The organism is Pseudomonas sp. SAS7 (genome assembly GCF_052112345.1).
Lineage (GTDB): Bacteria > Pseudomonadota > Gammaproteobacteria > Pseudomonadales > Pseudomonadaceae > Aquipseudomonas > Aquipseudomonas putida_Q.
This window is the reverse complement of the sequence record NZ_JBEGGO010000002.1, coordinates 246,615-272,329: the sequence shown is the minus strand read 5'-3', so window position 1 is coordinate 272,329 and position 25,715 is coordinate 246,615. Positions and strand designations below refer to the sequence as shown.

Below are 25,715 nucleotides of genomic sequence, written 5' to 3'. Positions count from 1 at the left end.
AGAGGGAAAAAACCTGCTTTGCAAAACCACGACGCACACTTGTTGCGCCTGCCAGGGCCACCATCGCTATCCTTGACCCAGCCGCAGGAAGCGGCCCTTTTCCAGCGACAACGGAGCGTCCATGTCCCTAGCCATCGTCCACAGCCGCGCCCAGGTGGGTGTGCAGGCACCCTCGGTCAGCGTCGAAACCCACCTGGCCAACGGCCTGCCTCATCTCACCCTGGTTGGCCTGCCAGAAACCACAGTCAAGGAAAGCAAGGACCGTGTACGCAGTGCCATCGTCAACTCCGGGCTGAACTATCCGCAGCGGCGCATAACCCAGAACCTGGCCCCCGCCGACTTGCCCAAGGACGGCGGGCGCTACGACCTGGCCATTGCCCTGGGCATCCTGGCCGCCGACGGCCAGGTGCCAGCGGCCAGCCTTGCAGAGGTTGAGTGCCTGGGCGAACTGGCGTTGTCTGGCAAATTGCGTGCAGTGCAAGGCGTGCTGCCGGCGGCCCTGGCGGCTCGCGAGGCGGGCCGCTCGCTGGTAGTTCCACGGGAAAATGCCGAGGAAGCCAGCCTGGCCGGCGGGCTGGTGGTGTATGCGGTGGGCCACCTGCTGGAGCTGGTCGCCCACCTGAACGGCCAGGTGCCATTGCCGCCATACGCGGCCAATGGCTTGATCCTGCATCAACGCCCCTACCCCGACCTGAGCGAGGTACAGGGCCAGCTGGCGGCCAAGCGCGCGTTGATGCTGGCGGCGGCTGGGGCGCACAACCTGTTGTTCACCGGGCCACCCGGCACCGGCAAGACCTTGCTCGCCAGCCGCCTGCCCGGGCTGCTGCCACCGCTGGACGAGCACGAGGCGCTTGAGGTGGCGGCCATCCAGTCGGTCAGCGGGCATACACCGCTGAGCAGTTGGCCGCAGCGACCGTTTCGCCACCCCCACCACTCCGCATCCGGCCCGGCACTGGTCGGTGGCAGCAGCCGTCCGCAACCGGGCGAAATCACCCTCGCCCATCATGGAGTGCTGTTTCTCGATGAGCTGCCAGAGTTCGAGCGGCGCGTGCTGGAGGTGCTACGCGAGCCGCTGGAGTCGGGCGAAATCGTCATTGCCCGGGCCCGAGACAAGGTGCGCTTTCCGGCGCGCTTCCAGCTGGTGGCGGCGATGAACCCATGCCCTTGCGGCTACCTGGGCGACCCCACTGGCCGCTGCCGCTGCAGCACCGAGCAGATCGCGCGGTACCGCAACAAGTTGTCGGGGCCGCTGCTGGACCGCATCGACCTGCACCTGACCGTGGCCCGCGAGAGCACCACGCTTAACAACCAGCCCTGTGGTGAAACCAGTGCCGATGTGGCCGCCAGGGTGGCGCAGGCGCGGGAGGTACAGCAGCGTCGCCAAGGGTGTGTGAATGCGTTTCTCGACCTCGAAGGGTTGCGCCGCCATTGCGGATTGGCGGCGGTGGACCAGGCATGGCTGGAGGGGGCCTGCGAGCGGTTGACCCTGTCGTTGCGGGCGGCGCACCGGTTATTGAAGGTGGCGCGGACACTGGCGGACCTCGAGGGTTGTGAGGCGATCGGCCGGGCACATCTGGCCGAGGCCCTGCAATACCGGCCGGGGAGCAGTTAGATTATCGGGGCTGAAAAGCGGCCCCGAAATTTTGCCCCACCAGCAGAATCTGCAAATGAAAGCGGCCGGCAGTAACTGTCCCATTTTACGGGACAATATTTCTCCCGGACAGCTGATTGTCTGACGCCACCTCACCCCTCAGAATCGTCGGCCAAACTGTTCAAACGCTGCCCCGGCAGCTCATGGAGTAAGAGCCAATGCCACACGAAGGCAGCCTTCTGCAAACCGCGGTCATCTTTCTACTCGCTGCCGTCGTCGCCGTCCCCCTGGCCAAGCGCCTGCAGCTGGGCGCCGTGCTGGGCTACCTGCTGGCCGGTGTAGCCATCGGCCCGCAGGCACTTGGCCTGATCCGCGACACCGAAAGCGTGGCGCATATCTCCGAGCTGGGCGTGGTCCTGCTGCTGTTCATCATTGGCCTGGAGCTGTCGCCCAAACGCCTGTGGCTGATGCGCAAGTCGGTGTTCGGTGTCGGTACCGCCCAGGTACTGCTGACCGGCGCGCTGATCGGCGCCATTGCCCTGTTCGGCTTCAGCCAGACACTGCCGGCAGCCATCGTGCTCGGCCTGGGCCTGGCGCTGTCGTCCACCGCCCTTGGCCTGCAGAGCCTGGCCGAGAGCAAGCAGCTCAACGCCCCGCACGGGCGCCTGGCGTTCGCCATCTTGCTGTTCCAGGACATCGCTGCGATCCCGCTGATCGCCCTGGTGCCGCTACTGGCCGCCAGTGGTCCGGACACCAGCCACGGCGACAGCCTGCAACACGGCCTGAAGGTATTCGCCAGCATCGCCGTGGTGATCGTCGGTGGCCGCTACCTGCTGCGCCCGGTGTTCCGCACCGTGGCCCGCACCGGCCTGCCTGAAGTGTCTACTGCCACCGCACTGCTGGTGGTGATCGGCACGGCCTGGCTGATGGAAGAAGCCGGCATTTCCATGGCCCTGGGCGCCTTCCTCGCCGGCCTGCTGCTGGCCGACTCGGAATACCGCCACGAACTGGAATCGCAGATCGAACCATTCAAGGGCCTGCTGCTGGGGCTGTTCTTCATCAGCGTGGGCATGGGCGCCAACCTACGCCTGCTGCTGGACATGCCGCTGGTGGTACTGGGCCTGACGCTGCTGCTGGTGGCGGTAAAGCTGGTGCTGCTGATAGGCGTCGGGCGCCTGGTCGGTGGCCTGAACAGCGCCAGCGCCCTACGCCTGGGCATGGTGCTGGCGGCGGGTGGCGAGTTCGCCTTTGTGGTGTTCAAGCTGGGCAAGGATCAAGGCCTGTTCGACACCCAGACCTACGACCTGCTGCTGATGACCATTACCCTGTCGATGGCCATCACCCCGCTGCTGATGCTGGGCTGCGCCCGCGCCCTCAAACGCCCGCAACCGGCGCGTGAAGTGCCCGAGCAGTACAAGCAGATCCAGACGGATACACCGCGGGTGGTGATCGTCGGCATGGGCCGCATGGGCCAGATCGTCGCGCGCATCCTGCGGGCACAAAAAATCCCGTTCATTGCCCTGGAAACCTCGGTGGACACCATCGAGATGACCCGCATGTTCGAACAGGTGCCGGTGTTCTACGGCGACCCGCTGCGCCCCGAGGTGCTGCACGCCGCCAAGGTGGGTGAAGCGGAGTACTTCATCATCACCATCGATGACCCAGAAGCCGCCATTCATACCGCCGAACGGGTGAAGCGCCTGTACCCGCACCTGAAGGTGCTGGCCCGGGCACGTAACCGCCAGCATGTGCACAAGTTGGTGGATGCAGGCGCCGAGCCGATTCGCGAGACGTTCTACTCCAGCCTGGAGATGACCCGCCGGGCACTGGTGGGGTTGGGCTTGAGCGATGAACAGGCGGCGGACCGTATCGCCCGGTTTACCCAGCATGACGAAGAAGTGCTGGTGGCCCAGGGGCAGGTTCGCGATGACCGGGCCAAGGTGATGCAGACGGCCAAGGAGGCGCGGGTGGAGCTGGAGCGGTTGTTTGATTCGGATGCGGATTGAGTGGTCAGGCGAACACCAACCGCTCTATTTGAGGATGCTCACGCTGAGCGGCTTGCCAAAGATCGTAAGCTGCCTGTTCGGCAAGGTATTGCCGGGCAGGCCCAAGGCCTGCCAGCTCAAGCCGATAAGCAAGATCGGCAGAAATGGCGGCGCGCCCATTGAGTACCGTGGACAACTGCCCCCGCGAATAGCCGAGGTGGCGAGCTAACTCAGAAACGTTCATGCCAATTGCGGGCAACACATCTTCTCGCAAAGACTCCCCAGGATGGGGAGGATCGAACATAGGCATGACTCAAGCCTCCTAGTGATAATCCAGATAGTCAACAAGCTCCACATCGGTACCCACGAAGCGGAACACCACTCGCCAGTTACCCGAGACATTTACTGCCCAATAGCTTTCCAGCTTTCCGTGCAGAGGATGAAGACGGTAACCCGGCCGGTTCATGTCTGCTGCGGTTTGTGCAACTTCAAGAGAAGCCAGTAAACGCCGCAAGCGATTCACATGATCTGCACGCACTCCAGACGTGTCACGTTGCTGATGGAGCAGCCTCAGGCCTTTGTGCCTGAAACTTCTTATCATTGATGCTTGAGTGTAAGGTCGCACCTTACACTTTTCAAGCTAGCGTTGACGCTGCGCATGGAGTCACTCCTGAAAAATTTCCGGGTGCTCAGTTTGCTCTTGGCGTGCCCGTTTAGCGCCGTTACGCCTTCCGCTCTTTCATGTAGGAGATTTCCCAAAAAGGGTGATAGCGTGGGGGGGCACGTCATGCTCACCACTTCCTGCGTGAACAGATGACACCGGCAAAAGCCTGTTCCGGGGCAACCTGAATGCGCTCGAAACGGCAGAAGGTTGCTTGAGTCGTTGCGGAAAGGGATTGAGCCACAGCCCATGAATTGATGCTGCCTGTACCGCCCTCTTCGCGGGTGAACCCGCTCCCACAGGATCACCACTGGTTCTGAAACTGTGCAGTACCTGTGGGAGCGGGCGTGCCCGCGAAGAGGCCGGTACAGCAAACAAAAAAAGCCGGCTCCCTGCAGAGGGAGCCGGCCTTTGTGCGTACTGCTACTAGTTTGCTTACTTACCCGCAGTCAGCGCGTTATAGCTGGTCATCAAATTGCGATAATCCGGAATGTGGTTAGAGCACAGCGCAGCCAACCCTTCGACATCGTTGCGCCAGTCGCGGTGCAGCTCGCAGGCCACGCCGAACCAGGTCATCAGCTGCGCACCGGCCTGGCTCATGCGGTCATGGGCGGCATCGCGGGTCATTTCGTTGAAGGTGCCGGAGGCATCGGTCACGACGAACACATCGAACTCTTCTTCCAGCGCCGACAGCGCCGGGAAGGCTACGCAGACCTCAGTCACCACACCGGCAATGATCAGCTGCTTCTTGCCAGTGGCCTTCACCGCCTTGACGAAGTCTTCGTTGTCCCAGGCGTTGATCTGGCCTGGGCGGGCGATATACGGCGCATCCGGGAACAGCGCTTTCAGCTCTGGCACCAGCGGGCCGTTAGGGCCTTGCTCGAAGCTGGTGGTGAGGATGGTTGGCAGGTTGAAGAACTTGGCCAGGTCAGCCAGGGCCAGTACGTTGTTCTTGAACTTGTCCGGCTCGATGTCACGCACCAGGGACAACAGGCCAGCCTGGTGGTCGACCAGCAGTACGGCAGCGTCGTCTTTGTTCAGGCGGTTGTAGGTGAATTTGCTCATGGTCTGTGCTCCTAAGGGTTATGAATTTTTCAGCAATCCGGGGTGTTTCGCGTTGATGGGCACAGATTAAAATCATCACCTTTGCTGCACTAGACTGCGAAAACCGTCCTTAGCGTTCCGTTTGGAGAACGATCATTGGAAGACCTCAACTCCCTCTACTACTTCACCCAAGTCGTGGAGCACGGCGGCTTCGCCCCGGCCGGGCGGGCGCTGGACATGCCCAAGTCGAAACTCAGCCGGCGCATCGCCGACCTTGAAGACCGCCTGGGCGTGCGGCTGCTGCACCGCACCAGCCGGCACTGCTCGCTGACCGAGATCGGCCAGGCCTACTACAACCGTTGCCTGGCCATGCGCGTGGAGGCCGAGGGCGCGGCGGAAATCATCGAGCGCAACCGCAGCGAGCCACGCGGGCTGGTGCGCATCAGTTGCCCCACCACCCTGCTCAACTCCTGGGTCGGGCCGATGCTGACCCGCTACATGCTCAAGTACCCACAGGTGGAGTTGTTCATCGAAAGCACCAACCGCCGTGTCGACCTGCTGCATGAGGGCTTCGACATCGCCCTGCGCGTGCGCTTTCCGCCGCTGGAGAACACCGACATGGTGATGAAGGTGCTGAGCAACAGCACCCAGTGCCTGGTCGGCCAGCCGCGCTACCTGGCGCAACTGCCCAAAGGGTTTGACCCGCAGCTGCTGGGCACGCTACCCAGCGTGCATTGGGGCAGTGCCCAGCGCGAGTACCAGTGGGAACTGTTCCAGGGTGAGGACAACAGCCGCAGCATCGTCATCCCGCATACACCGCGCATGGTGACTGACGACTTGTTTGCCCTGCGCCATTTCGTGGTGGCCGGGGTGGGGATTGCGCACTTGCCGCGGGTGGCGGTTCGCGAGGACCTGGCGTCGGGGCGGCTGGTTGAATTGCTGCCTGAGTGGCACCCGCGTTGCGGCATTGTGCATGCGATCTTCCCGTCGCGGCGGGGGTTATTGCCGTCGGTGCGCGCGCTGATCGATCATCTGGCTGAGGAATTTGCGATCAGCGACATGGCTTGAGTCGGTAGCTGTCAGTAACGGCCCTTTCGCGGGACAAGCCCGCTCCCACAAGTTACCCCACTGCCCTCGGGATGGGTGGTGAACCTGTGAGAGCGGGCTTGTCCGGCGAAGCGGCCGTCATTTATGCAGGCAAAGAAGCTCAGAAAGCAAAGCAGGAACAACCCAGCGAACCCCAGAAGCCCTGGAAGTCACTCACCGGCACACTCGAATGCCGTGCCTTCTCATGGCTGTGCGCATGCACCCCGCATGGCCCGCTGCACTGGTGCACGGCGGCTGCCAACGATGGCGTACCGACGCGCCAGTGCCCCGGCACCTTGGCCACCGGCGACCACTCCGGCAGTACCGGCACCTGCGGCGGGCCGAGCCTGTCGAACTCGCCAGCGCCGTACACCACCTTGCCATCGACGATGGTCAGCACCGACTCGATGCCCTTGATCGCCTCTTCATCGACACTGAAGAAGTCCAGCGACAGCGCCGCCAGGTCGGCCAGTTGGCCCACCTTGATCTGGCCCTTCTTGCCCTGCTCGCTGGAGAACCACGCGCTGCCCTGGGTGAACAGTTGCAGTGCGGTGTCGCGGTCCAGGCCTTCCGGGTACAGCTCCATGCCGCCGACGGTTTTGCCGCTGACCAGCCAGTACAGCGAGGTCCACGGGTTGTAGCTGGACACGCGGGTGGCATCGGTACCGGCACCCACCGGCACGCCCATGTCGAGCATGCGCTTGATCGGCGGGGTCTGTTCGGCAGCCTTGGCGCCGTAGCGGTCGACAAAGTACTCACCCTGGAAGGCCATGCGGTCCTGGACGGCGATACCACCGCCCAAGGCGCGCACGCGCTCGATGTTCTGCGGAGTGATGGTTTCGGCGTGGTCGAAGAACCACGGCAGGCCGTTGAACGGGATGTCGCGGTTGACCTTCTCGAACACGTCCAGCATGCGCGTGATCGATTCGTTGTAGGTGGCGTGCAGGCGGAACGGCCAGCGCTGCTCGACCAGGTGGCGGACCACCGGCTCCAGCTCTTCTTCCATGGTCTGTGGCAGGTCCGGGCGCGGTTCGAGGAAGTCCTCGAAGTCGGCGGCAGAGAACACCAGCATTTCGCCGGCGCCGTTGTGGCGTAGGAAGTCGGTGCCGCTGTGCAGCTTGACGCTGGAGGTCCACTTCTTGAAGTCGTCCAGCTCTTCCTTGGGCTTCTGGGTGAACAGGTTGTAGGCGATGCGCACGGTCAGCTGGTTGTTGTCGGCCAGCTCCTGGATCACCGAGTAGTCATCGGGGAAATTCTGGTAGCCACCGCCGGCATCGATGGCGCTGGTCAGGCCCAGACGGTTGAGTTCGCGCATGAACTGGCGGGTGGAGTTGACCTGATACTCCAGCGGCAGCTTCGGCCCTTTGGCCAGGGTGGCGTAGAGAATCATCGCGTTCGGGCGGGCGATCAGCATGCCGGTCGGGTTGCCAAACTTGTCGCGCTGAATTTCGCCACCCGGCGGGTTGGGGGTAGCCTTGTCGTAGCCGACAGCCTTGAGCGCAGCGCGGTTGAGCAGCGCGCGGTCATACAGGTGCAACAGGAACACCGGGGTGTCGGGCGCAGCCTGGTTGATCTCCTCAAGGGTTGGCATGCGTTTTTCGGCAAACTGGAATTCGTTCCAGCCGCCCACCACGCGTACCCACTGCGGGGTGGGCGTGCGCGCAGCCTGGTCCTTGAGCATGCGCAGGGCATCGGCCACCGACGGCACGCCTTCCCAGCGCAGCTCCAGGTTGTAGTTCAGGCCACCGCGGATCAGGTGCAGGTGCGAGTCGTTCAGGCCGGGGATGACCGTGCGCTGCTTGAGGTCGATGATCTGCGTGGTGGCGCCCTTGTGGGCCATGGCCTCGGCGTCGCTGCCCACGGCGATGAAGCGGCCGTCCTTGATGGCGACCGCAGTCGCGGTGGGCTTTTCGCGGTCAACGGTGTGCAGTTTGCCGTTGAACAAAATCAGGTCAGCGGTCATGGAACCTCCTTGGATGGATGCGTGAGCGGAACCGGCCTGGCCGGCGAAGGGCAATGCAGACCAGAGCGCGCCGGCGGCACCGAGCACAGTGCTGGTGGCGAGGAACTGGCGACGGGTCTTATCGTTGCGGTCCTGGGACATAGGCTTCTCCGACTGGGCCGGCAGGGCGACTACGCAGCATGCCGGTTGATGCACGGTCAGGGCTTGGATGGATGTGCGGTGGGTTGAAGAAGGTTAGCCGTGTTCAAACTTTGTGCTGCCCGCGCAGCCAGTTGGCACAGCGGCGGGTTACCCAAGGCATGATGTAGAACACCACGGGAAGGATGACGAACAGGTTGACGATCAGGTTGCCGGTAATCGGGCCGCCCAGCTGCGGAAAGCGTGCGAACAGCGGCACCAGCAACTGCGGAACGATCATGGTCATCGGGCAGATCACCAGATAGGTCAGCAGCGCCTGCTTCCAGCGCGGCGGCTGGGCCGGCGTGGCGCCCGTCGGGCTAGCGAGAACCTGGTGTTGCAGGCATACGGTCACCACTTCACGGTTGTGCTGGAGTGCGGTGTTCATCGGCGTTCCTTGGATGAGCTTGCCCGCATCCACTGTGCAACGGTGAACGGGCGGATGATTGGATGGGTGTGCTGCCCTTTGGCGGGCACCGACTGGCGGTGCCCGGGGCGGTCGGCTTACTTGCCGGCGTTGAAGGCGTTGTAGCTGGTCATCAGATTACGGTAGTCCGGTATGTGGTTGGAGCACAGCGCGGCCAGGCCTTCAACGTCGTTGCGCCAGTCGCGGTGCAGCTCGCACGCTACGCCGAACCAGGTCATCAGTTGCGCACCGGCCTGGCTCATGCGGTCATGGGCGGCGTCGCGGGTCATGGCGTTGAAGGTACCGGAGGCGTCGGTCACCACGAACACATCAAACTCTTCTTCCAGGGCCGCCAGGGCCGGGAAGGCAACACACACTTCCGTCACGACGCCGGCGATGATCAGCTGCTTCTTGCCGGTGGCCTTCACTGCCTTGACGAAGTCTTCGTTGTCCCAGGCGTTGATCTGGCCTGGGCGGGCGATGTACGGGGCGTCCGGGAACAGGGCTTTCAGTTCCGGCACCAGTGGGCCATTGGGGCCTTGCTCGAAGCTGGTGGTGAGGATGGTCGGCAGGTTGAAGAACTTGGCCAGGTCAGCCAGGGCCAGCACGTTGTTCTTGAACGCGTCCGGCTCGATGTCGCGGACCAAGGACAGCAGGCCAGCCTGGTGGTCGACCAGCAGTACGGCGGCGTCGTCTTTGTTCAGGCGGTTGTATTTGAAGTTTGTCATGGTCGTTGCTCCTAAGGGTTTCTGTCTTCAGTAAGTTGGGTGTTTTGCGTTGATGGGAGAAGATTAAAACCATCACCTTTGGAGCGGTAGATAGCGGTTTTTGGCTTTAGCGTTCTGTTTTAGGAACGATACATTGGCGTTGGTTTTGCTGGCCTCTTCGCGGGTAAACCCGCTCCCACAGGGATCGCGCATCCTGCAAGTCATGCACAGTCCCTGTGGGAGCGGGTTTACCCGCGAAGAGGCCGGTGCAGGCCCCATTGCCTGCAGCAGCAACCTGCTCTATTACTACCCACAGCCCTCCCCTCACCCCCGAGACCACCATGCTGGCGTTCATCCAGTCGTCCCCGTTGTTGCTCGGCACTACCCTCATCCTGCTCGACCTGGTGCTCTGGCAAGTCATCCCCATGCAGCGCCGTGCCTGGCGCATCGGCACGCGGCTGGTGATATTCCTGCTGTTCAGCTCGGTGCTGGTGGCCGCCGGCATGAGCCCGCTGCAACCGCCCCCCTGGCCCGACGATGTCTCGCGCAACCTCATGGCCACGGTGCTGGCCATCGGCTGGTGGCTGTTTGGCGCGCGCACGGTCACGGTGGTGTTCGGCCTGCTGCTGGTGGCCCGGGGCAGCCATGGCGGGCGGTTGCTGCAGGATGTGCTGGGGGCGTTGATCTTTCTGGTCGCTGTAGTGGCTGCCGCGGGCTATGTGATGCAACTGCCGGTGAAGGGCTTGCTGGCGACGTCCGGGGTGATGGCCATCGTCATCGGCCTGGCGTTGCAGAGCACCTTGGCGGACGTGTTCAGCGGCATCGTGCTGAACACCACGCGGCCCTATCAGATTGGCGATTCAATCTCCATCGACGGCACCGAAGGCAAGGTGCTGGACATCGACTGGCGCGCCACGCGCCTGCTGACCGGCACCGGCAGCCTGGCGGTGATCCCCAACTCGGTCGCGGCCAAGGCGCGGCTGCTCAACCACAGCCGCCCGGCCGATGTGCATGGGGTGTCGATCAGCGTGGTGGTGCCGGCCAAGGTGCGGCCCAAGCGAGTGTTCGATGCGCTGGAAAAAGCCTTGCAGGGCGTGAGTGCCATCCTTGCGACCCCAAAGCCGAAGGTGACGGTGAAGGCCTCGACACTGGAGTCCGTGGAGTACGAGGCCAGCGGCTTCGTGGCCGATGCGGGCGCCAAGGGCGACGCGCGCAATCAGCTGTTCGACCTTGCCCATCGGCACCTGGCGGCCAGCGGGGTGATGTGGAACGTAGACCTGGCCCTGCCGCCGCGCAGCCGCCAGCGCGAAGTGCTGGACGAAGTGCGGGTGTTCCGCTCGCTAAGTGATGAGGAGCGTGACGCGCTGAGCCAGCGCATGACGGCGGTGGAGTACCTGGCGGACCAGGTGATCCTGGGCGTGGGCGAGCATTCCGAGCACCTGCTGGTGATTGGCAGCGGGGTGGTGTCGGCGTCGGTGCGCGATGGCGACAAGCGGATCGAGGCCGGGCGCATGGGGCCGGGCGAGGTGCTGGGGATCGAGGGGATCATCGATGAGGACGACTCGTTCGCCGAGTTCCGCACGCTGACCGGTTGCGTGCTGTACCGCATCGAAAAGGAACAGGTGAAGAGCTGTTTGCAGCAGCGTGGCGAGGTGCAGACGGCGTTAAGCAAACTGCAGCGGTTCCGGCGGCAAAGCCGGGAGTCGTTGTTGCTGCAAAAACCGGCCCTGATCAAGAAAGGCGGCTTCCTCAGCTGGTTGCACAAGTAAGCCTGCGCCGGCCTCTTCGCGGGCGTGCCCGCGAAGAGGCCAGTACTTACAACACAACCCTCAGGCACTGCCCCGCGTGGTACAGCGAGAAGCCGGACTCGTAGAACGCAGTCCGCAGCGAAGGCGCACTCACGCCGCTCATTGGCGAGAACGGAATCGGCAGGCTGTCCGCCTCACCCTTGAGCAGAAACTCGGCAAACGCACGGCCGATCACGGTACCCGTGGTGTTGCCCCGCCCGTTGTAACCCGTAACCGCGACCAACCCTGGCGCCGGCTCGAACAGGCGCATCAGGTGGTCTGGGGTAAAGTCGATACAGCCGGTCCAGTGCATTTCCCACTCGACCTTGCCCAGCTCCGGGTAGTAGTGGCTCTGGATACGGTCCGCCCAGCTGCGCACAAACCACGCCGGCTTGTTGTCGACCCGGCCCAGGCTGCCGAGCAGCAGGCGGCCCTGGTCGTCGCGGCGGATGCTGCTGAGCACGGTACGGGTGTCCCACGAGCCTTGGCCATGTGGCAGCACCTTGTCGGCTGCGGCGCCCTGCAGCGGCTTGGACGCCACCTGGTAGTAGTAACCACGGAAGAACTGCTTCTGCAGGTTGCTCCAGTCGCCTTCGGTGTAGGCGCCAGTGGAAATCACCACCTTGTCGGCGCGCACCGAGCCACGCGCGGTCTTCACCCGCCAGCCATCGCCATCACGTTCCAGGCCTTCGACCGAAGACTGCTGGAACAGCTTGCCGCCCAGGCGCGCCACTGCAGCCGCCAGGCCCTGGGTGTAGCCCATGGGGTTGATGGTGCCGGCGCGGCGATCGAGCAGCGCGGCGGAAATTTTGTTGGTACCGCAGTATTCCTGGCACTGGGCGCCGGTCAGCAACTCTACGTCGGCACCACGGCGGCGCCATTGTTCGTGGCGGGCCTCAAGGTCAGCGATGCCGGTGGCGTTGTGCGCCATGTGCAGCGTGCCTTTGTGCTGGGCCTGGCAGTCGATGCCCAGGCGCTCGATCATGGCGAACACTTCGCCGGGGGCTTCGCCGAGCACCTTGTTCAGGCGGCTGCCCTGCTTGTGGCCGAGGGTGGCCTCGACGTCGTCGGGGCGGATCCAGGTGCCGGCGTTGACCAGGCCGACGTTGCGCCCGGAGCCACCGTGGCCGATCTTCCAGGCCTCCAGCAGGATCACCGACTTGCCCTGTTCGAGCAGGTGGATGGCCGCCGACAGGCCAGTGATGCCACCGCCGATCACGCAGACATCAGCCTTGTGCTCACCGGCCAGGGCCTGGGCGGCAACGGTCGGTTTGCTGACGAATTCCCACAAGCATTCTTGACGCAGTTCGGACATGGCCGGCTCCAGCAATTTGTTCTTGTTGGGGCCGCAGGGCGGCCCATTCGCGGGTAAACCCGCTCCCACAGGGTCATCACAGATTCCGAAAACTGTGTTGTCCCTGTGGGAGCGGGTTTACCCGCGAACCGGGGGCTTTGCCCCCGGCCATGCAGCATCGAATCAGTCGAACACGATACCCTGCGCCAGCGGCAGCTCGCGCGAGTAGTTCACGGTGTTGGTCTGGCGACGCATGTAGCCTTTCCAGGCATCCGAACCCGACTCACGACCACCGCCGGTTTCCTTCTCGCCGCCAAACGCACCGCCGATCTCGGCGCCGCTGGTACCGATGTTGACGTTGGCGATACCGCAGTCGCTGCCCGACGCACTCTGGAAGCGCTCGGCTTCACGGATGTCGGTGGTGAAGATGCACGACGACAGGCCTTGTGGCACTTCGTTGTTCAGGCGCAGGGCCTCTTCGAAGTCGTCGTAGGCCAGCACATACAGGATCGGGGCGAAGGTTTCGTGGCGCACCACGTCGCTCTGCGCCGGCATTTCGGCAATGGCAGGCGACACGTAGTAGGCGTTCGGGTACTGGTCGGCCAGCTGACGCTCGCCACCAAACACCTGGCCACCTTCGTCGCGGGCCTTGGCCAGCGCGCCCTGCATGGCGTCGAACGACAGCTTGTCGATCAGCGGGCCCACCAGGTTGTCCTTGCGCGGGTCGCCGATACGCACTTTGCCGTAGGCGGCTTTGACGCGGGCAACCACTTCGTCCTTGATCGAGCGGTGCACGATCAGGCGGCGCAGGGTGGTGCAACGCTGGCCGGCGGTGCCGACAGCCGAGAACAGGATGCCGCGCACGGCCAGGTCCAGGTCGGCGCTCGGCGCCAGGATCATGGCGTTGTTGCCGCCCAGTTCGAGGATGCTGCGGCCGAAGCGGGCAGCCACACGTGGGCCGACTTCGCGACCCATGCGGGTGCTGCCGGTGGCGCTGACCAGCGGTACGCGCGGGTCATCGACCATGGCTTCGCCGGCTTCACGGCCACCGATTACCAGTTGTGCCAGGCCAGCCGGGGCGTCGCCGAAGGCTTTCAGGGCTTTTTCGAACAGCGCCTGGCAAGCCAGGGCGGTCAGCGGGGTCTTTTCAGACGGTTTCCACACCACCGAGTTACCGGCCACCAGGGCCAGAGCGGTGTTCCAGGCCCAGACGGCGACCGGGAAGTTGAAGGCGCTGATCACGCCAACCACGCCCAGCGGGTGCCAGGTTTCACGCATGTGGTGGCCCGGGCGCTCAGAGGCGATGGTCAGGCCGTACAGCTGGCGCGACAGGCCAACGGCGAAGTCGCAGATATCGATCATTTCCTGCACTTCGCCCAGGCCTTCCTGGGTGATCTTGCCGGCTTCGATCGAGACCAGCTCGCCCAGGTCGGCCTTGTGCTCACGCAGCACTTCGCCGAACAGGCGCACCAGTTCGCCACGGCGCGGGGCCGGCACAGTGCGCCAGGCGTCGAAAGCGCTCTGGGCCTGATCGATGCGGGCGATGGTCTCGGCCTTGCCGAGCAGTTTCACCGAGGCGATCTGGCTGCCGTCGATCGGCGTGTGAACAGGGTAGTCGCCCTGGGTGTAAGCCTCGGCGGCAACGCCAAGGCGCTCGAGCAATCCAGCAACCATTTGTGCATCTCCTACATCGGTGATGGGGTGGAAAATGATGTGGATCAGTATTAATCCGATCACATAGGTACAACAAACGACCTTTATTCCGCATATCATTCCGTCAGGTAATGATTTGAGCCGCAGAGACCGCTATGTCCAAACGCCTGGTGCCTTCCATGACCGCCCTGCAGTGCTTTGAAGCTGCAGCCCGTCACTTGAGCTTTACCCGTGCCGCCGAAGAACTGCACCTGACCCAGAGCGCCGTCAGCAAGCAGGTGGCGCAGCTTGAAGACATGTTGCGCCACCACCTGTTCCTGCGCATCCGCCGGCGCTTGCAACTGACCCCGGCCGGCAGCCTGTACCTGGCCGAGGTCAACAAGATCCTCACCCAGGTGGATATGTCCAGCCGCTACGTACTCACCTACGGCGAGCAGACCGAGATATTGAAAGTAGCCACTCAACCGAGTTTTGGCGTGCGCTGGTTGATCCCGCACCTCAAGGGTTTTGGCAAGCGCCACACCAACATCCACCTGGACATCCGCAACGAGATGGAGCCGTTCGCCCTGCTGCAGGGTTCGGCGGACGTGGTGTTCTTCTATGGCCAGGGCACCTGGCCGGGTGCCACCTGCGTGGAGCTGTTCCGTGAGGAAGTGGTGCCGGTGTGTGCGCCGGAGCTGCTGGCCGGGCGCACGCTGGGCGATGCTGCAGAACTGGCCGACCTGGTGCTGCTGCAAAGCACTTCGCGGCCGGAGGCCTGGCATGAGTGGTTCCTGGAGTTGGGGTTGCAGAGTGTCAGCGCCTACCACGGGCCGCGCTTCGATACGTTCTATATGGCGTTGAGCGCGGCGCAGGCGGGTTGCGGGGTGGCGCTGGTGCCGCGTTACCTGGCGGCGAAGGAACTGGCAGAAGGGAGCCTGGTGGTGCCGTGGAACCATGCGATGCGCAGTGCCGGGGCGCATTACCTGGCGTATGCCGAGCATGCGGCGGAGGTGCCCAAGGTGCGGGCTTTGGTGGGGTGGATTCAGGAGCAGCTTCAGCCTTGAGATTGCCGGGGCACAAGGCCAACGCGGTCCCCTGTAGGAGCGGCCTTGTGCCGCGAATGGGCTGCAAAGCAGCCCCAATAGCCCTGAAGGTCGATCAAAAAAGGAATGACACACTCACTTTTTTTCGCTTGTGAGCCAAGTGCATTCCCAGCTTTCATGTAAGCGTCCTAACCCAACCAGGAAGCTAGCGATGCCCGCCCACGATTTCGTCAGCCCAGACAGCATTCGCGCGCAGTTCTCTGCCGCCATGTCGCTCATGTACAAACAGGAAGTGCCGCTGTACGGCACGTTGCTGGAGCTGGTGAGCGAAATCAACCAGCAGGTCATGGCCCAGCAGCCCGAGGTTGCCGAAGCCCTGCGCTGGACCGGCGAAATCGAGCGCCTGGACCACGAGCGCCACGGCGCCATCCGCGTCGGCACCGCAGAAGAACTGGCCACCATCGCCCGCCTGTTCGCCGTCATGGGCATGCAGCCGGTCGGCTATTACGACCTCAGCTCTGCCGGCGTGCCGGTGCACTCCACCGCTTTTCGCGCAGTACATGAGCAGTCGCTGCACGTCAGCCCGTTCCGTGTGTTCACCTCGCTGCTGCGCCTGGAGCTGATCGACAACCCGCAGCTGCGTGAGCTGGCACAGAGCATCTTGGCCAAGCGCCAGATCTTCACCACCCGCGCCCTCGAACTGATCGCCCAGTGCGAACGCGATGGCGGCCTGAACGCAGCCGATGCCGAAGCGTTCGTGCAGGAAGCGCTACACACCTTCCGCTGGCACCATGACGCCACCGTCACCGCCGAGCAGTACCAGCAACTGCACGACCAGCACCGCCTGATTGCCGATGTGGTGGCCTTCAAGGGCCCGCACATCAACCACCTGACCCCACGCACCCTGGACATCGATGCAATCCAGCTCGGCATGCCGGCCAAGGGCATCCCCCCGAAGGCCGTGGTCGAAGGCCCGCCCACCCGCCGCCACCCGATCCTGCTGCGCCAGACCAGCTTCAAGGCCTTGCAGGAAAAGGTCGCGTTCAGCGACCAGCAGGGTAGCGAAGGCAGCCACACCGCGCGCTTTGGCGAAATCGAGCAACGCGGTGCAGCCCTGACCCCAAAAGGTCGCCAGCTGTACGACAAGCTGCTCGACGCCACCCGCGCTGCCCTGGGTGGCGCACCGGCCGAAGCCAATGCCGAGCGCTACATGGCCTTGCTCAAAAATACCTTTGCCGAGTTCCCGGATGACCTGGCGCAGATGCGTGAACAGGGCCTGGCGTACTTCCGCTACTTCGCCACTGAGAAAGGCCTGGCTGCGCGCGACCAGGAAGGCCGCCCGACCACCCTGCAAGGGCTGATCGACGCTGGCCATGTGCACTTCGAGGCGCTGGTTTACGAGGACTTCCTGCCAGTGAGCGCAGCGGGGATCTTCCAGTCCAACCTGGGCGACGATGCGCAGGCCGAGTACGGCAGCAATGCCAACCGCGATGCGTTCGAAGCGGCGCTGGGGCTGGCGGTGCAGGATGAGCTGGCACTGTATGCGCAAAGCGAGCGCCGCTCACTTCAGGCCTGTGCGCAGGCGTTGAACCTGGGCTCGCTGTAAGTCGACAGATCACAGTGGGCGCTTCGCGCCCCCTGTGCCTTCAGCGGAAGCGGTCCACTTCCTGACGCAACTGCGCCGCCAACCCTTCCAGCTCCCGCGCAGTAAACGCCAGCTCATTGGCTACCTCCCGCTGCTCGCCATTGGCCTGGGCGATGCTCTGCAAGTTGCGGCTCAGCACGGTCGCGGTGCTACTTTGCTCCTGGGTCGCCGTACTGATCACGGCAAACTGCTCACCCGCCGCACGGCTTTGCTCGTCGATTCGTGTCAATGCCTGTGCCACTTTGTCGTTGCGCTCCAGGCCTTCCTGCATCAGCTGGTTACTCTGCTCCAGTGTGGTGATGGCGTGCCCGGTCTGCTGCTGGATGCTGGTGATCATCCCGGAGATTTCATCCGTGGCCTGGCGGGTTCGCGCTGCCAGACCCCGCACCTCGTCAGCCACCACCGCAAAGCCACGCCCCTGCTCCCCGGCACGGGCCGCTTCGATGGCAGCGTTCAATGCCAGCAGATTGGTCTGCTCGGCGATCGCAGTGATTACGCTGATGATGCCGCCGATCTCTTGCGAACATGCGCCCAGGCTGTCCATCACCGTGGCGGTACCGCCGAGGGCATCGGCAATCTGCTTCAGCGAATACGACGCTTCTTCCATGGCGCTGCGACCGATACGGGTCTGCTGGGCATTGTCGCGGGCCATGCGCTCGGTGCCCGCCATGTTGTCGGCGATGTTCATCGAGGTGGCGCTGAACTCCTCCACGGCGCCAGCCATGCTGGTGATTTCGCCAGATTGCTGGTCCATACCCTCACAGGCACCGGCAGACAGGCCAGACAGCGAACGGGCGCGCGTACTGACCTGCTCGGACGCACCGCGGATGTGCTCGACCATGGTCGAAAGTGCCTCACCCATCTTGTTGAAGCTGCGGGCCAACTGCCCGATTTCGTCATGGCTGGTCACGCTCAGCCGCGCATTCAGGTCACCCGCCCCGAGCGCTTCGGCCTGACGCACCAAGTCGTCCAGCGGGCGCAGCTTGCGCCTCAGCAACCACAGTGTGGCAGCCACGGCCAGCAGCATGGCCAGCAAGCTGCCGACGGCAAGGCGCAGACCGACACTCCAGGTCACCTCGCGGATTTCCGCCAGCGGCATGCTTGCAACCACCGTCCAGGGGCCCTCGGCAAAGGGCGCACTAGCGCTGTACAGCGGCTGCTCGGCATTGGCCGGCGGCACCAGCCATTGGCCCTTTTCATCCTGCAGTGCCAACGAACCGGTCTGGCCGATGCGGAAGCGCTTGAGGTTGGCGAACTGGGTATTCTGCGCGTCGGTGTAGTCGAAGCCGACGAACAACACGGCGATCACCCGGCCATTGCCGTCGACCACCGGCACATAGCGCGTCATGTAGTTGCGCTCGAACAGCACGGCACGGCCCACGTACATTTGCCCGGCCAGCAGCTTGGGGTAGGCCGGGTGCTGGCGGTCGAGCTGGGTACCGATGGCACGGCTGCCGTCCTGCTTTTTCAGGTTGGTGCTGATGCGTACAAAGTCGTCGCCACTGCGCACGAACAACGTGGCGATACCAGCAGTCATCTGCTGGAACTCGTCAACCTGCTGGAAGTCGTTGTTCAGCAAGTGGTCGCCCAGGTACAAGGCTGGCGTCGCCTGGCCGGCGACCTGCACGCTTTCCCCTGCATGCAGCGACAGGCCTGAGGCAAAGCGGCGTTCGAACAGGCCGCTCAGGCGCTGGGTATTGTCCTTGAGCGAGCCGTGGAACGTGTCGAGCTGGTCGGCCAGCAAGCGCGCCTCACTGGCCAGGTGTGCCTGGCGTGTGGCGAGGTTGGCATCGTCCAGCGAACGCAGGGCAAAAAGGGTACTGCCGGAAATCACCAGCGCCAGCACGATGGCGAGGGCGATACCGAGTTGCGAGGCAATTCGGGCACGCGGTTGAGACATGGGGAAGCTCCTGGCAAGAGGCCGGGATCATCCTGATCACGCTGACCGCCCGCTTTTTTATCGACGGGAAGCGCGTCCTCTTCCGGGACGCTGGTGCCACTGGATCGGCGTGGCCGCCGAATACTTGAGCGCCGGACCGGGATATACGCAAACGTTTTCCATTGCCTGTTCCGGGCTTTTTGCGAGCTTGCCCGCTAAGGTGCCGGTGCAGCCCCTCAAAGGGGCGGCAGGATTGCCACATCGGGCAGATCCATCGCCGCCACTTCCTCTTGCAGAAAAGCACTCAAGCGCCGCAACCGTTCGCCACCCGGCCGGGTGCGCGGCCACACCAGGTAGTAGTCCATCCCACTGGGCACTGCTGTCGGCCAAGGCAGGCTCAACCGCCCCTGCGCCACATCTTCGGCCACCATCAGCAAATCACCCATGGAAATCCCGTAGCCCCGTGCAGCGGCAATCATGCCCAGCTCCAGGGTGTCGAACACCTGCCCGCCCTTGAGCGAAACCTTGTCGCCAAGCCCCATGCGCTCCAGCCATTCCCGCCAGTCACGCTTGTCCACCGTGGGGTGCAGCAGTTCGATAGAGGCCAGCCGGCACACGTCCCAGGGTTCTTCGTCGAGCAGGTCGGGCGCGCCGACCGGGATCAGCAATTCCGGAAACAGCTTGCGCACCTCCCACTCTGCCGGGAACACGCCATCACTGAGCAGCACCGCACAATCGAACGGCTCCTGGTTGAAGTCCACATGGTCGACGTCCATCCAGGCGCTGGTCAGCTGCACTTCGTTACCCGGTTGCAGGTGGCGGAACCGGCTAAGGCACGCCAGCAACCAGCGCATGGTCAGGGTCGAGGGGGCTTTCATACGCAAGATGTCATCTTCGCCGCGCAAGTTATCGCAGGCCCGCTCCAGCGCCGCGAAGCCTTCGCGCACGCCGGGTAACAGCACCCGCGCCGCTTCAGTCAATTGCAGGCTGCGGCCACTGCGCACGAACAGGCGGCAGGCAAAGTGCTCTTCCAGCGTACGGATATGCCGGCTGACAGCACTTTGGGTAATCGACAGCTCTTCGCCGGCACGGGTGAAGGAGCAAAGCCGTGCAGCAGCTTCGAATGCGCGCAGGGCATACAACGGGGGGAGCTGTCTGGTCATGAGGCACCTGCCATACGGGACTGTGGAGCGAATCACCAGCAAGCATATATACATGAGTCACACTCATGCCAAGGATCGCTTTTATCCTTTTGTGCAAAGTTGACCGAAGCCTCAGAATCGCCCTTCGTTGTTTTCCCCAGGAAAAAGGACCGCCCCCATGCATGTCGCGCTCACCACAGAACTCAAGGCTTTGCTGCGCCTGGCCGGGCCGCTGATCGCCTCGCAGTTGGCGCACATGCTGATGGTGTTGACCGACACCCTGATGATGGCCCGAATCAGCCCGCAAGCGCTGGCCGGTGGCGGCCTGGGCGCGGCCAGCTACTCATTCGTGTCGATCTTTTGCCTGGGCGTGATCGCTGCGGTCGGCACCCTGGTGGCGATCCGCAAGGGCGCCAACGACATCGAAGGCGCCACTCGCCTGGCCCAGAACGGCCTGTGGCTGGCCTGGGGGCTGTCACTGGTTGCCGCGCTGGCGCTGTGGAACCTGGAGCCTGTTCTACTGATGTTCGGGCAACAGCCCGAAAACGTTGCCTCGGCCGCCGAATTCCTCACCCTGCTGCCACTGGCGCTGCCCAGCTACCTGACCTTCATGGCCTTGCGTGGCTTTACCAGCGCGCTGGGCCGCTCGACCCCAGTGATGGTGATCAGCGTGGTCGGCACGGTGCTCAACTACCTGTTCAACGTGGCGTTGATCGAAGGCATGTTCGGCCTGCCAAAGCTGGGCCTGATGGGCATCGGCCTGGTCACCGCAGTGGTATCGCTGGGCATGGCCATCGCCCTTGCCCTGTACATCCGCTGGCATTCGGCCTATGCCGCCTACCCACTGCGCAAGGGCCTGTCACGCCCGTCGCTGCCGGCCCTGCGCGAGCTGTGGCGGCTGGGTTTGCCGATTGGCGGCACCTACATGGTGGAGGTGGGCCTGTTCGCCTTCGCCGCGCTGTGCATGGGCGTGCTGGGCAGTACCGAACTGGCGGCGCACCAGATCGCCCTGCAGATCGTGTCCACGGCGTTCATGGTGCCGACGGGCTTGTCCTATGCGGTGACCATGCGCGTCGGCTTGTACTACGGCGCTGGCAACCTGCTGGCGGCGCGCAGTGCCGGGCGCGTGGGTATCGGGTTCGGGGCGATGATCATGTTTGCCTTTGCCGCCCTGTTCCTGCTGCTGCCCGAAGCGCTGGTGGGGCTGTTTATCGACCGCAATGACCCGGCCTTTGCCGCGATCTTCCAGGTGGCCGTGCAGTTGTTGATGGTGGCGGCGTGGTTCGAGCTTTTCGATGGCATGCAGACCATTGCCATGGGCTCGATCCGTGGGCTGAAGGATGCCAAGACCACCTTCCTGATCGGGCTGGTGTGCTACTGGCTGGTGGGGGCGCCGAGCGCCTGGTTGTTCACCTTTACCCTGGGCGGTGGGGCGGTGGGCATCTGGTGGGGGCTGGCGCTGGGGCTGGCGTGTGCGGCGGTGGCGCTGACCTTTGGCTTTGAGTGGCGGATGAAACGGCTTTTGAGGAAGGCGGTGGCGCGCGCAGGGGCTGCTGCTTCGGCCTGACTTCAGGGCCTCTTCGCGGGCACGCCCGCTCCCACAGGATTGCGCGATCCCTGTGGGAGCGGGCGTGCCCGCGAAAGGGCCCTACAGGACAGCATCCAACTGACAGCCAGGCACCTTCAGCAAAAAATCGATCAACTCCCCCACCGGCAGCGGCTTGCTGACCAAAAAGCCCTGCACCTGGTCACAGCCAAACCCACGCAACAACGCCAGCTGCTCTTCGCTCTCCACCCCCTCGGCCACCACTTCGAGGTTGAGGTTGTGCGCCAGGTTGATCATGGCGTGCACCAGCTTGCGGTTTTCCTCACGCATTTCCATTCCCGCAACAAAACTGCGATCCACCTTGAGCAAAGTGATCGGCAAGCTGTTGAGGTGTACGAACGAAGAAAACCCGGTGCCAAAATCGTCGAGCGAGAAGCGCACGCCCAGGCGGCCGAGGGCGTCCATGGTCTGGCGCACCAGCTCGTTGCGGCGCATCACCGCCGTTTCGGTCAGTTCGAATTCCAGCCAGCGGGCGTCCACGCCATGCTCAAGGATCAGGCGGCTCAGGGTGGCCAGCAGCTGGCTGTCCTGGAACTGCCGAAAACTCAGGTTTACCGCCATGTGCAGCGGCTCCAGGCCGCGCTCGCACAGCGCCTGCATGTCGCGCAGCGCGCGGGAAATCACCCAGTAGCCCAAGGGCACGATCAGGCCGCTCTGCTCGGCCAGGGGCACGAATTCGCTGGGCGGTAACAGCCCGCGTTCGGCATGGCGCCAGCGCACTAGCGCCTCCAGGCCGACAATGCGCCCGTCGGCCAGGTCGAGCCGCGGCTGATAGTGCAGCTCCAGCTCGTCACGGCGCAGCGCGCGGCGCAGTTCGCTTTCCAGGTCGGCAAGGCTGCGGGCGTTGCGATTGATGCGTTCATTGAACACATGGAAGGTGCAGCCCTGGCTGCCCTTGGCCTGGCGCATGGCGATGTGCGCATGCCACATCAGCGGGTCGGCACCGCTGTGCGCGCGGGCATGGGCCAGGCCCAGGCTGCAACCCAGCAGCAGGCTTTCGCCGTCGATCCAGTAGGGTTCGGCCAGGGCCTCGACGATGCGCTCGGCGATCCATTCAGCGCGGTTGGCGTCGCGGCGGGTGTCGATCAGCAAGGCAAACTCGTCGCTGCCCAGGCGCGCCAGCTGGTCGCCTGCTTCGAGCTGGTTTTGCAGCCGCGCCACCACTTGCAGGATCAGGCGGTCGCCGCTCTGGTGGCCGAGCGCATCGTTGACGTGGCGGAAGTTGTCCAAGTCCAGGTGGCCCAAGGCAATGCCACGGCCCTCGTTCTCGGCCAGGCGCGCGGTCAGCAAGGCCTGGAAGCCCTGGCGGTTGGCGATGCCGGTCAGTGGGTCCTGTTCGGCCAGGCGCTGCAAGGTGGCCACCAGCACCCCGCGTTCGCGCACATGGCGCAGCGAGCGGCGCAGGGTGTCGGCATTGAGCTGGTCGCGTACCAGCCAGTCGCTGACGGCGCTGGGCGCCACCTCGGGCTCGTGGTCCAGCAGCAGAATAGTTGGCAGCTCGCAGCGCCCAGGCACTGGCTGCAAGGCCGGAGTTGCCAGCACCACGGCCTGGCGATCATGGCTGAACAGGCTATCGACCGAGTCCCAGTCAGGCGCGGTCAGCAGCACGGCACTGCCGTTAAGGGCAGGCATGCAGGCGTGCAACAAGGCAGCCCATTGCGGCTCATCAGCCAACAGCAGCAAACGCAAAGGTTCGACAGGCGTGGACAAGCGGGCTCCTTAGGACTTCACGGTGCAACGATAACTGCCAGTATGCTACTGCATTAATGAAAATGATTTTCACTTTTATACATGCAGTTGCGGGCGTAGCATCCCGACGTATTTTGTCGTGCATCCTGCTCGAAACCAGAGGAAGCGGCAAATATGATTTTTTCCTCTAGTAGCATTAGTCGCACTAATAATGGGACAGACAAAAGTCTGACTCAGACGTCAGACGGTCGCGCCACAACCGCCCCATGCCTGTTAGAATGCGCGGCTATTTTCTGGCGACCCCCGGTTTCTAGCATGTCCCGACTCAATCCCAGGCAGCAAGAAGCCCGTGACTACGTCGGCGGCCCTCTTTTGGTGCTCGCCGGTGCAGGTTCGGGCAAGACCAGCGTGATCACGCGCAAGATTGCCCACCTCATCCAGAACTGCGGCATCCGTGCCCAGTACATCGTGGCGATGACCTTCACCAACAAGGCCGCACGCGAGATGAAGGAGCGGGTCGCCACCCTGCTGCGCCCAGGGGAGGGCCGTGGCCTGACGGTGTGTACCTTCCACAACCTGGGCCTGAACATCATCCGCAAGGAGCACGACAAGCTGGGCTACAAGCCAGGCTTCTCGATCTTCGACGAGTCCGACATCAAGGCGTTGCTGTCGGACATCATGCAGAAGGAATACTCCGGCGACGACGGCATCGACGAGATCAAGAACATGATCGGTGCCTGGAAGAACGACCTGGTCCTGCCACCCGAGGCCCTGGAAAAGGCGCGCAACCCGCGCGAGCAGACCGCCGCCATCGTCTACACCCACTACCAGCGCACGCTCAAGGCGTTTAACGCGGTGGACTTCGACGACCTGATCCTGCAGCCGGTCAAACTGTTCCAGGAGCACCCCGAGGTACTGGAGCGCTGGCAGAACCGCGTGCGCTACCTGCTGGTGGACGAATACCAGGACACCAACGCCAGCCAGTACCTGCTGGTGAAAATGCTGATCGGCATGCGCAACCAGTTCACCGTGGTGGGCGACGACGACCAGTCGATCTACGCCTGGCGCGGTGCGCGCCCCGAAAACCTGATGCTGCTCAAGGAGGACTACCCCTCCCTGAAGATCGTCATGCTCGAGCAGAACTACCGCTCCACCAGCCGCATCCTGCGCTGTGCCAACGTGTTGATCGCCAACAACCCGCACGCGTTCGAGAAACAGCTGTGGAGCGAGATGGGCGTGGGCGACGAGATCCGCGTCATCCGCTGCAAGAACGAGGAAGCCGAGGCCGAACGCGTGGCCATGGAAATCCTCACCTTGCACCTGCGCACCAACCGCCCGTACAGCGATTTCGCCATCCTCTACCGTGGCAACTACCAGGCCAAGCTGATCGAACTGAAGCTGCAGCACCACCAGGTGCCGTATCGCCTGTCGGGCGGCAACAGCTTCTTCGGCCGCCAGGAAGTCAAGGACCTGATGGCCTACCTGCGCCTGCTGGTGAACCCGGACGATGACAACGCCTACCTGCGGGTGATCAACGTACCGCGCCGCGAAATCGGCTCCACCACCCTGGAAAAGCTCGGCAACTATTCCACCGAGCGCGGCATTTCGATGTACGCCGCCAGCGAGGAGTTGGGCCTGGGCGAGCACCTGGACGCCCGCTACACCGAGCGTTTGCAGCGCTTCAAGCACTGGCTGGACGGGGTACGCCACAAGGTCGCCCTGGAAGACCCGATTGCCGCGCTGCACGAGATGATCCGCGATATCGACTACGAGAACTGGATCCGCCAGCAGACCGCCAGCGACAAGGCGGCGGAGTTCCGTATCAGCAACGTCTGGTTCCTGGTCGAAGCGCTGAAAAACACCCTCGAGAAGGACGAAGAGGGCGACATGACCATCGAGGACGCCATCGGCAAGCTGGTGTTGCGTGACATGCTCGAGCGTCAGCAGGAAGAAGAAGAGAACGCCGAAGGTGTGCAGATGATGACCCTGCACGCCTCCAAGGGCCTGGAGTTCCCCTACGTGTTCATCATGGGCATGGAAGAGGAAATCCTCCCGCACCGCTCCAGCATCGAGGCCGACACCATCGAAGAGGAACGCCGCCTGGCCTACGTGGGCATTACCCGCGCGCGCCAGACCCTGGCTTTCACCTTCGCTGCCAAGCGCAAGCAGTACGGTGAAATCATCGACTGCACGCCCAGCCGGTTCCTTGACGAACTGCCTCCGGACGACCTGGCCTGGGAGGGCCTGGACGATGCGCCGGTCGAAGTAAAGGCCGCACGCGGCAACAACGCCCTGGCCGATATTCGGGCAATGCTCAAACGCTGATCAACCACTACTCTTTAACTTTGCCGCTTCTTGCGGCCACCTTTGCTACA

Annotated in this window: 19 protein-coding genes and 1 pseudogene; 8 read left to right on the top strand and 12 right to left on the bottom strand. The window is 63.6% G+C overall.

Going from position 1 to position 25,715, the window contains the following annotated elements; all coding sequences use genetic code 11:
* Positions 1-121 precede the first annotated feature (121 nt).
* Complete coding sequence (locus ABI582_RS04800) at positions 122-1,612, top strand: YifB family Mg chelatase-like AAA ATPase (RefSeq protein WP_442118526.1); 1,491 nt, start codon at positions 122-124, stop codon at positions 1,610-1,612.
* 197 nt (positions 1,613-1,809) lie between these two features.
* Positions 1,810-3,597, top strand: a complete 1,788-nt coding sequence (locus tag ABI582_RS04795; protein WP_338745599.1) for a monovalent cation:proton antiporter-2 (CPA2) family protein — start codon at positions 1,810-1,812, stop codon at positions 3,595-3,597.
* Between the two features lie 4 nt (positions 3,598-3,601).
* On the opposite strand, the gene ABI582_RS04790 is transcribed toward ABI582_RS04795, so the two are convergent.
* From ABI582_RS04790 to ycaC (ABI582_RS04780), 3 genes are all read right to left on the bottom strand, one after another.
* Positions 3,602-3,886, bottom strand: coding sequence for a HigA family addiction module antitoxin (locus ABI582_RS04790; protein WP_024717670.1), 285 nt, complete (start codon positions 3,884-3,886; stop codon positions 3,602-3,604).
* A gap of 12 nt (positions 3,887-3,898) precedes the next feature.
* Entirely contained in the window at positions 3,899-4,177 is a 279-nt protein-coding gene (locus ABI582_RS04785; RefSeq protein WP_132844748.1) for a type II toxin-antitoxin system RelE/ParE family toxin, read from the bottom strand.
* Between the two features lie 495 nt (positions 4,178-4,672).
* Positions 4,673-5,302, bottom strand: coding sequence for an isochorismate family cysteine hydrolase YcaC (ycaC, locus tag ABI582_RS04780; RefSeq protein WP_012274792.1), 630 nt, complete (start codon positions 5,300-5,302; stop codon positions 4,673-4,675).
* A 135-nt stretch (positions 5,303-5,437) separates the two neighbouring features.
* Here ycaC (ABI582_RS04780) and ABI582_RS04775 point away from each other — a divergent pair, with 135 nt between their 5' ends.
* On the top strand, positions 5,438-6,349 hold the full coding sequence (locus ABI582_RS04775; protein ID WP_442118525.1) for a LysR substrate-binding domain-containing protein: 912 nt from the start codon (positions 5,438-5,440) through the stop codon (positions 6,347-6,349).
* A 139-nt stretch (positions 6,350-6,488) separates the two neighbouring features.
* On the opposite strand, the gene ABI582_RS04770 is transcribed toward ABI582_RS04775, so the two are convergent.
* The 3 genes from ABI582_RS04770 to ycaC (ABI582_RS04760) form a co-directional block, all read right to left on the bottom strand.
* On the bottom strand, positions 6,489-8,330 hold the full coding sequence (locus ABI582_RS04770) for an amidohydrolase (protein ID WP_442118617.1): 1,842 nt from the start codon (positions 8,328-8,330) through the stop codon (positions 6,489-6,491).
* A gap of 244 nt (positions 8,331-8,574) precedes the next feature.
* Positions 8,575-8,895: a hypothetical protein gene (locus ABI582_RS04765; protein WP_442118524.1), complete on the bottom strand. Its 321-nt coding sequence runs from the start codon at positions 8,893-8,895 to the stop codon at positions 8,575-8,577.
* 116 nt (positions 8,896-9,011) lie between these two features.
* Entirely contained in the window at positions 9,012-9,641 is a 630-nt protein-coding gene (gene ycaC / locus ABI582_RS04760) for an isochorismate family cysteine hydrolase YcaC (RefSeq protein WP_019472736.1), read from the bottom strand.
* Positions 9,642-9,961: 320 nt separating this feature from the next.
* Between ycaC (ABI582_RS04760) and ABI582_RS04755 the strand changes: the two genes are divergently transcribed.
* The gene (locus ABI582_RS04755; RefSeq protein WP_442118523.1) at positions 9,962-11,389 is read left to right on the top strand and encodes a mechanosensitive ion channel domain-containing protein; all 1,428 of its coding nucleotides are present in this window, start codon (positions 9,962-9,964) and stop codon (positions 11,387-11,389) included.
* Positions 11,390-11,435: 46 nt separating this feature from the next.
* Here ABI582_RS04755 and amaA read toward each other — a convergent pair whose 3' ends face one another.
* Complete coding sequence (amaA, locus tag ABI582_RS04750) at positions 11,436-12,722, bottom strand: L-pipecolate oxidase (protein ID WP_258654359.1); 1,287 nt, start codon at positions 12,720-12,722, stop codon at positions 11,436-11,438.
* 162 nt (positions 12,723-12,884) lie between these two features.
* On the bottom strand, positions 12,885-14,375 hold the full coding sequence (gene amaB, locus ABI582_RS04745) for an L-piperidine-6-carboxylate dehydrogenase (protein ID WP_012274799.1): 1,491 nt from the start codon (positions 14,373-14,375) through the stop codon (positions 12,885-12,887).
* A 134-nt stretch (positions 14,376-14,509) separates the two neighbouring features.
* On the opposite strand from amaB, the gene ABI582_RS04740 reads away from it, so the two are divergent.
* Both ABI582_RS04740 and hglS read left to right on the top strand, forming a co-directional pair.
* Entirely contained in the window at positions 14,510-15,400 is an 891-nt protein-coding gene (locus ABI582_RS04740) for a LysR family transcriptional regulator (protein ID WP_442118522.1), read from the top strand.
* Positions 15,401-15,590: 190 nt separating this feature from the next.
* Positions 15,591-16,985, top strand: a complete 1,395-nt coding sequence (gene hglS / locus ABI582_RS04735; protein ID WP_442118521.1) for a 2-oxoadipate dioxygenase/decarboxylase HglS — start codon at positions 15,591-15,593, stop codon at positions 16,983-16,985.
* Positions 16,986-17,025: 40 nt separating this feature from the next.
* Here the strand turns inward: hglS and ABI582_RS04730 are convergent, their stop codons facing one another.
* From ABI582_RS04730 to ABI582_RS04720, 3 genes and pseudogenes are all read right to left on the bottom strand, one after another.
* The gene (locus ABI582_RS04730; RefSeq protein ID WP_442118616.1) at positions 17,026-17,748 is read right to left on the bottom strand and encodes a methyl-accepting chemotaxis protein; all 723 of its coding nucleotides are present in this window, start codon (positions 17,746-17,748) and stop codon (positions 17,026-17,028) included.
* Between the two features lie 132 nt (positions 17,749-17,880).
* A pseudogene (locus ABI582_RS04725) lies at positions 17,881-18,924 on the bottom strand (Cache 3/Cache 2 fusion domain-containing protein); the annotation flags it as partial.
* A 215-nt stretch (positions 18,925-19,139) separates the two neighbouring features.
* Positions 19,140-20,066: a LysR substrate-binding domain-containing protein gene (locus ABI582_RS04720; RefSeq protein WP_442118520.1), complete on the bottom strand. Its 927-nt coding sequence runs from the start codon at positions 20,064-20,066 to the stop codon at positions 19,140-19,142.
* Positions 20,067-20,223: 157 nt separating this feature from the next.
* Between ABI582_RS04720 and ABI582_RS04715 the strand changes: the two genes are divergently transcribed.
* Complete coding sequence (locus ABI582_RS04715) at positions 20,224-21,612, top strand: NorM family multidrug efflux MATE transporter (RefSeq protein WP_442118519.1); 1,389 nt, start codon at positions 20,224-20,226, stop codon at positions 21,610-21,612.
* Between the two features lie 81 nt (positions 21,613-21,693).
* Here the strand turns inward: ABI582_RS04715 and ABI582_RS04710 are convergent, their stop codons facing one another.
* The gene (locus ABI582_RS04710) at positions 21,694-23,361 is read right to left on the bottom strand and encodes a putative bifunctional diguanylate cyclase/phosphodiesterase (protein ID WP_442118518.1); all 1,668 of its coding nucleotides are present in this window, start codon (positions 23,359-23,361) and stop codon (positions 21,694-21,696) included.
* Between the two features lie 294 nt (positions 23,362-23,655).
* Here ABI582_RS04710 and rep point away from each other — a divergent pair, with 294 nt between their 5' ends.
* Positions 23,656-25,665 (top strand): DNA helicase Rep, encoded by a 2,010-nt coding sequence (rep, locus tag ABI582_RS04705; protein ID WP_016502210.1) that lies wholly within the window; start codon positions 23,656-23,658, stop codon positions 25,663-25,665.
* Positions 25,666-25,715 lie beyond the last annotated feature (50 nt).

Excerpts from the sequence above, each read along its gene's own strand:
- ABI582_RS04720 (WP_442118520.1), bottom strand. The coding sequence starts at position 20,066 with ATGACCAGACAGCTCCCCCCGTTGTATGCCCTGCGCGCATTCGAAGCT.
- ABI582_RS04770 (WP_442118617.1), bottom strand. The coding sequence starts at position 8,330 with ATGACCGCTGACCTGATTTTGTTCAACGGCAAACTGCACACCGTTGAC.
- hglS (WP_442118521.1), top strand. The coding sequence starts at position 15,591 with ATGCCCGCCCACGATTTCGTCAGCCCAGACAGCATTCGCGCGCAGTTC.
- ABI582_RS04790 (WP_024717670.1), bottom strand. The coding sequence starts at position 3,886 with ATGCCTATGTTCGATCCTCCCCATCCTGGGGAGTCTTTGCGAGAAGAT.
- ABI582_RS04785 (WP_132844748.1), bottom strand. The coding sequence starts at position 4,177 with ATGATAAGAAGTTTCAGGCACAAAGGCCTGAGGCTGCTCCATCAGCAA.
- ABI582_RS04730 (WP_442118616.1), bottom strand. The coding sequence starts at position 17,748 with ATGGCTGGCGCCGTGGAGGAGTTCAGCGCCACCTCGATGAACATCGCC.
- ABI582_RS04765 (WP_442118524.1), bottom strand. The coding sequence starts at position 8,895 with ATGAACACCGCACTCCAGCACAACCGTGAAGTGGTGACCGTATGCCTG.
- ABI582_RS04715 (WP_442118519.1), top strand. The coding sequence starts at position 20,224 with ATGCATGTCGCGCTCACCACAGAACTCAAGGCTTTGCTGCGCCTGGCC.
- ycaC (WP_019472736.1), bottom strand. The coding sequence starts at position 9,641 with ATGACAAACTTCAAATACAACCGCCTGAACAAAGACGACGCCGCCGTA.
- ABI582_RS04755 (WP_442118523.1), top strand. The coding sequence starts at position 9,962 with ATGCTGGCGTTCATCCAGTCGTCCCCGTTGTTGCTCGGCACTACCCTC.
- rep (WP_016502210.1), top strand. The coding sequence starts at position 23,656 with ATGTCCCGACTCAATCCCAGGCAGCAAGAAGCCCGTGACTACGTCGGC.
- amaA (WP_258654359.1), bottom strand. The coding sequence starts at position 12,722 with ATGTCCGAACTGCGTCAAGAATGCTTGTGGGAATTCGTCAGCAAACCG.
- ABI582_RS04800 (WP_442118526.1), top strand. The coding sequence starts at position 122 with ATGTCCCTAGCCATCGTCCACAGCCGCGCCCAGGTGGGTGTGCAGGCA.
- ABI582_RS04740 (WP_442118522.1), top strand. The coding sequence starts at position 14,510 with ATGTCCAAACGCCTGGTGCCTTCCATGACCGCCCTGCAGTGCTTTGAA.
- amaB (WP_012274799.1), bottom strand. The coding sequence starts at position 14,375 with ATGGTTGCTGGATTGCTCGAGCGCCTTGGCGTTGCCGCCGAGGCTTAC.
- ycaC (WP_012274792.1), bottom strand. The coding sequence starts at position 5,302 with ATGAGCAAATTCACCTACAACCGCCTGAACAAAGACGACGCTGCCGTA.
- ABI582_RS04795 (WP_338745599.1), top strand. The coding sequence starts at position 1,810 with ATGCCACACGAAGGCAGCCTTCTGCAAACCGCGGTCATCTTTCTACTC.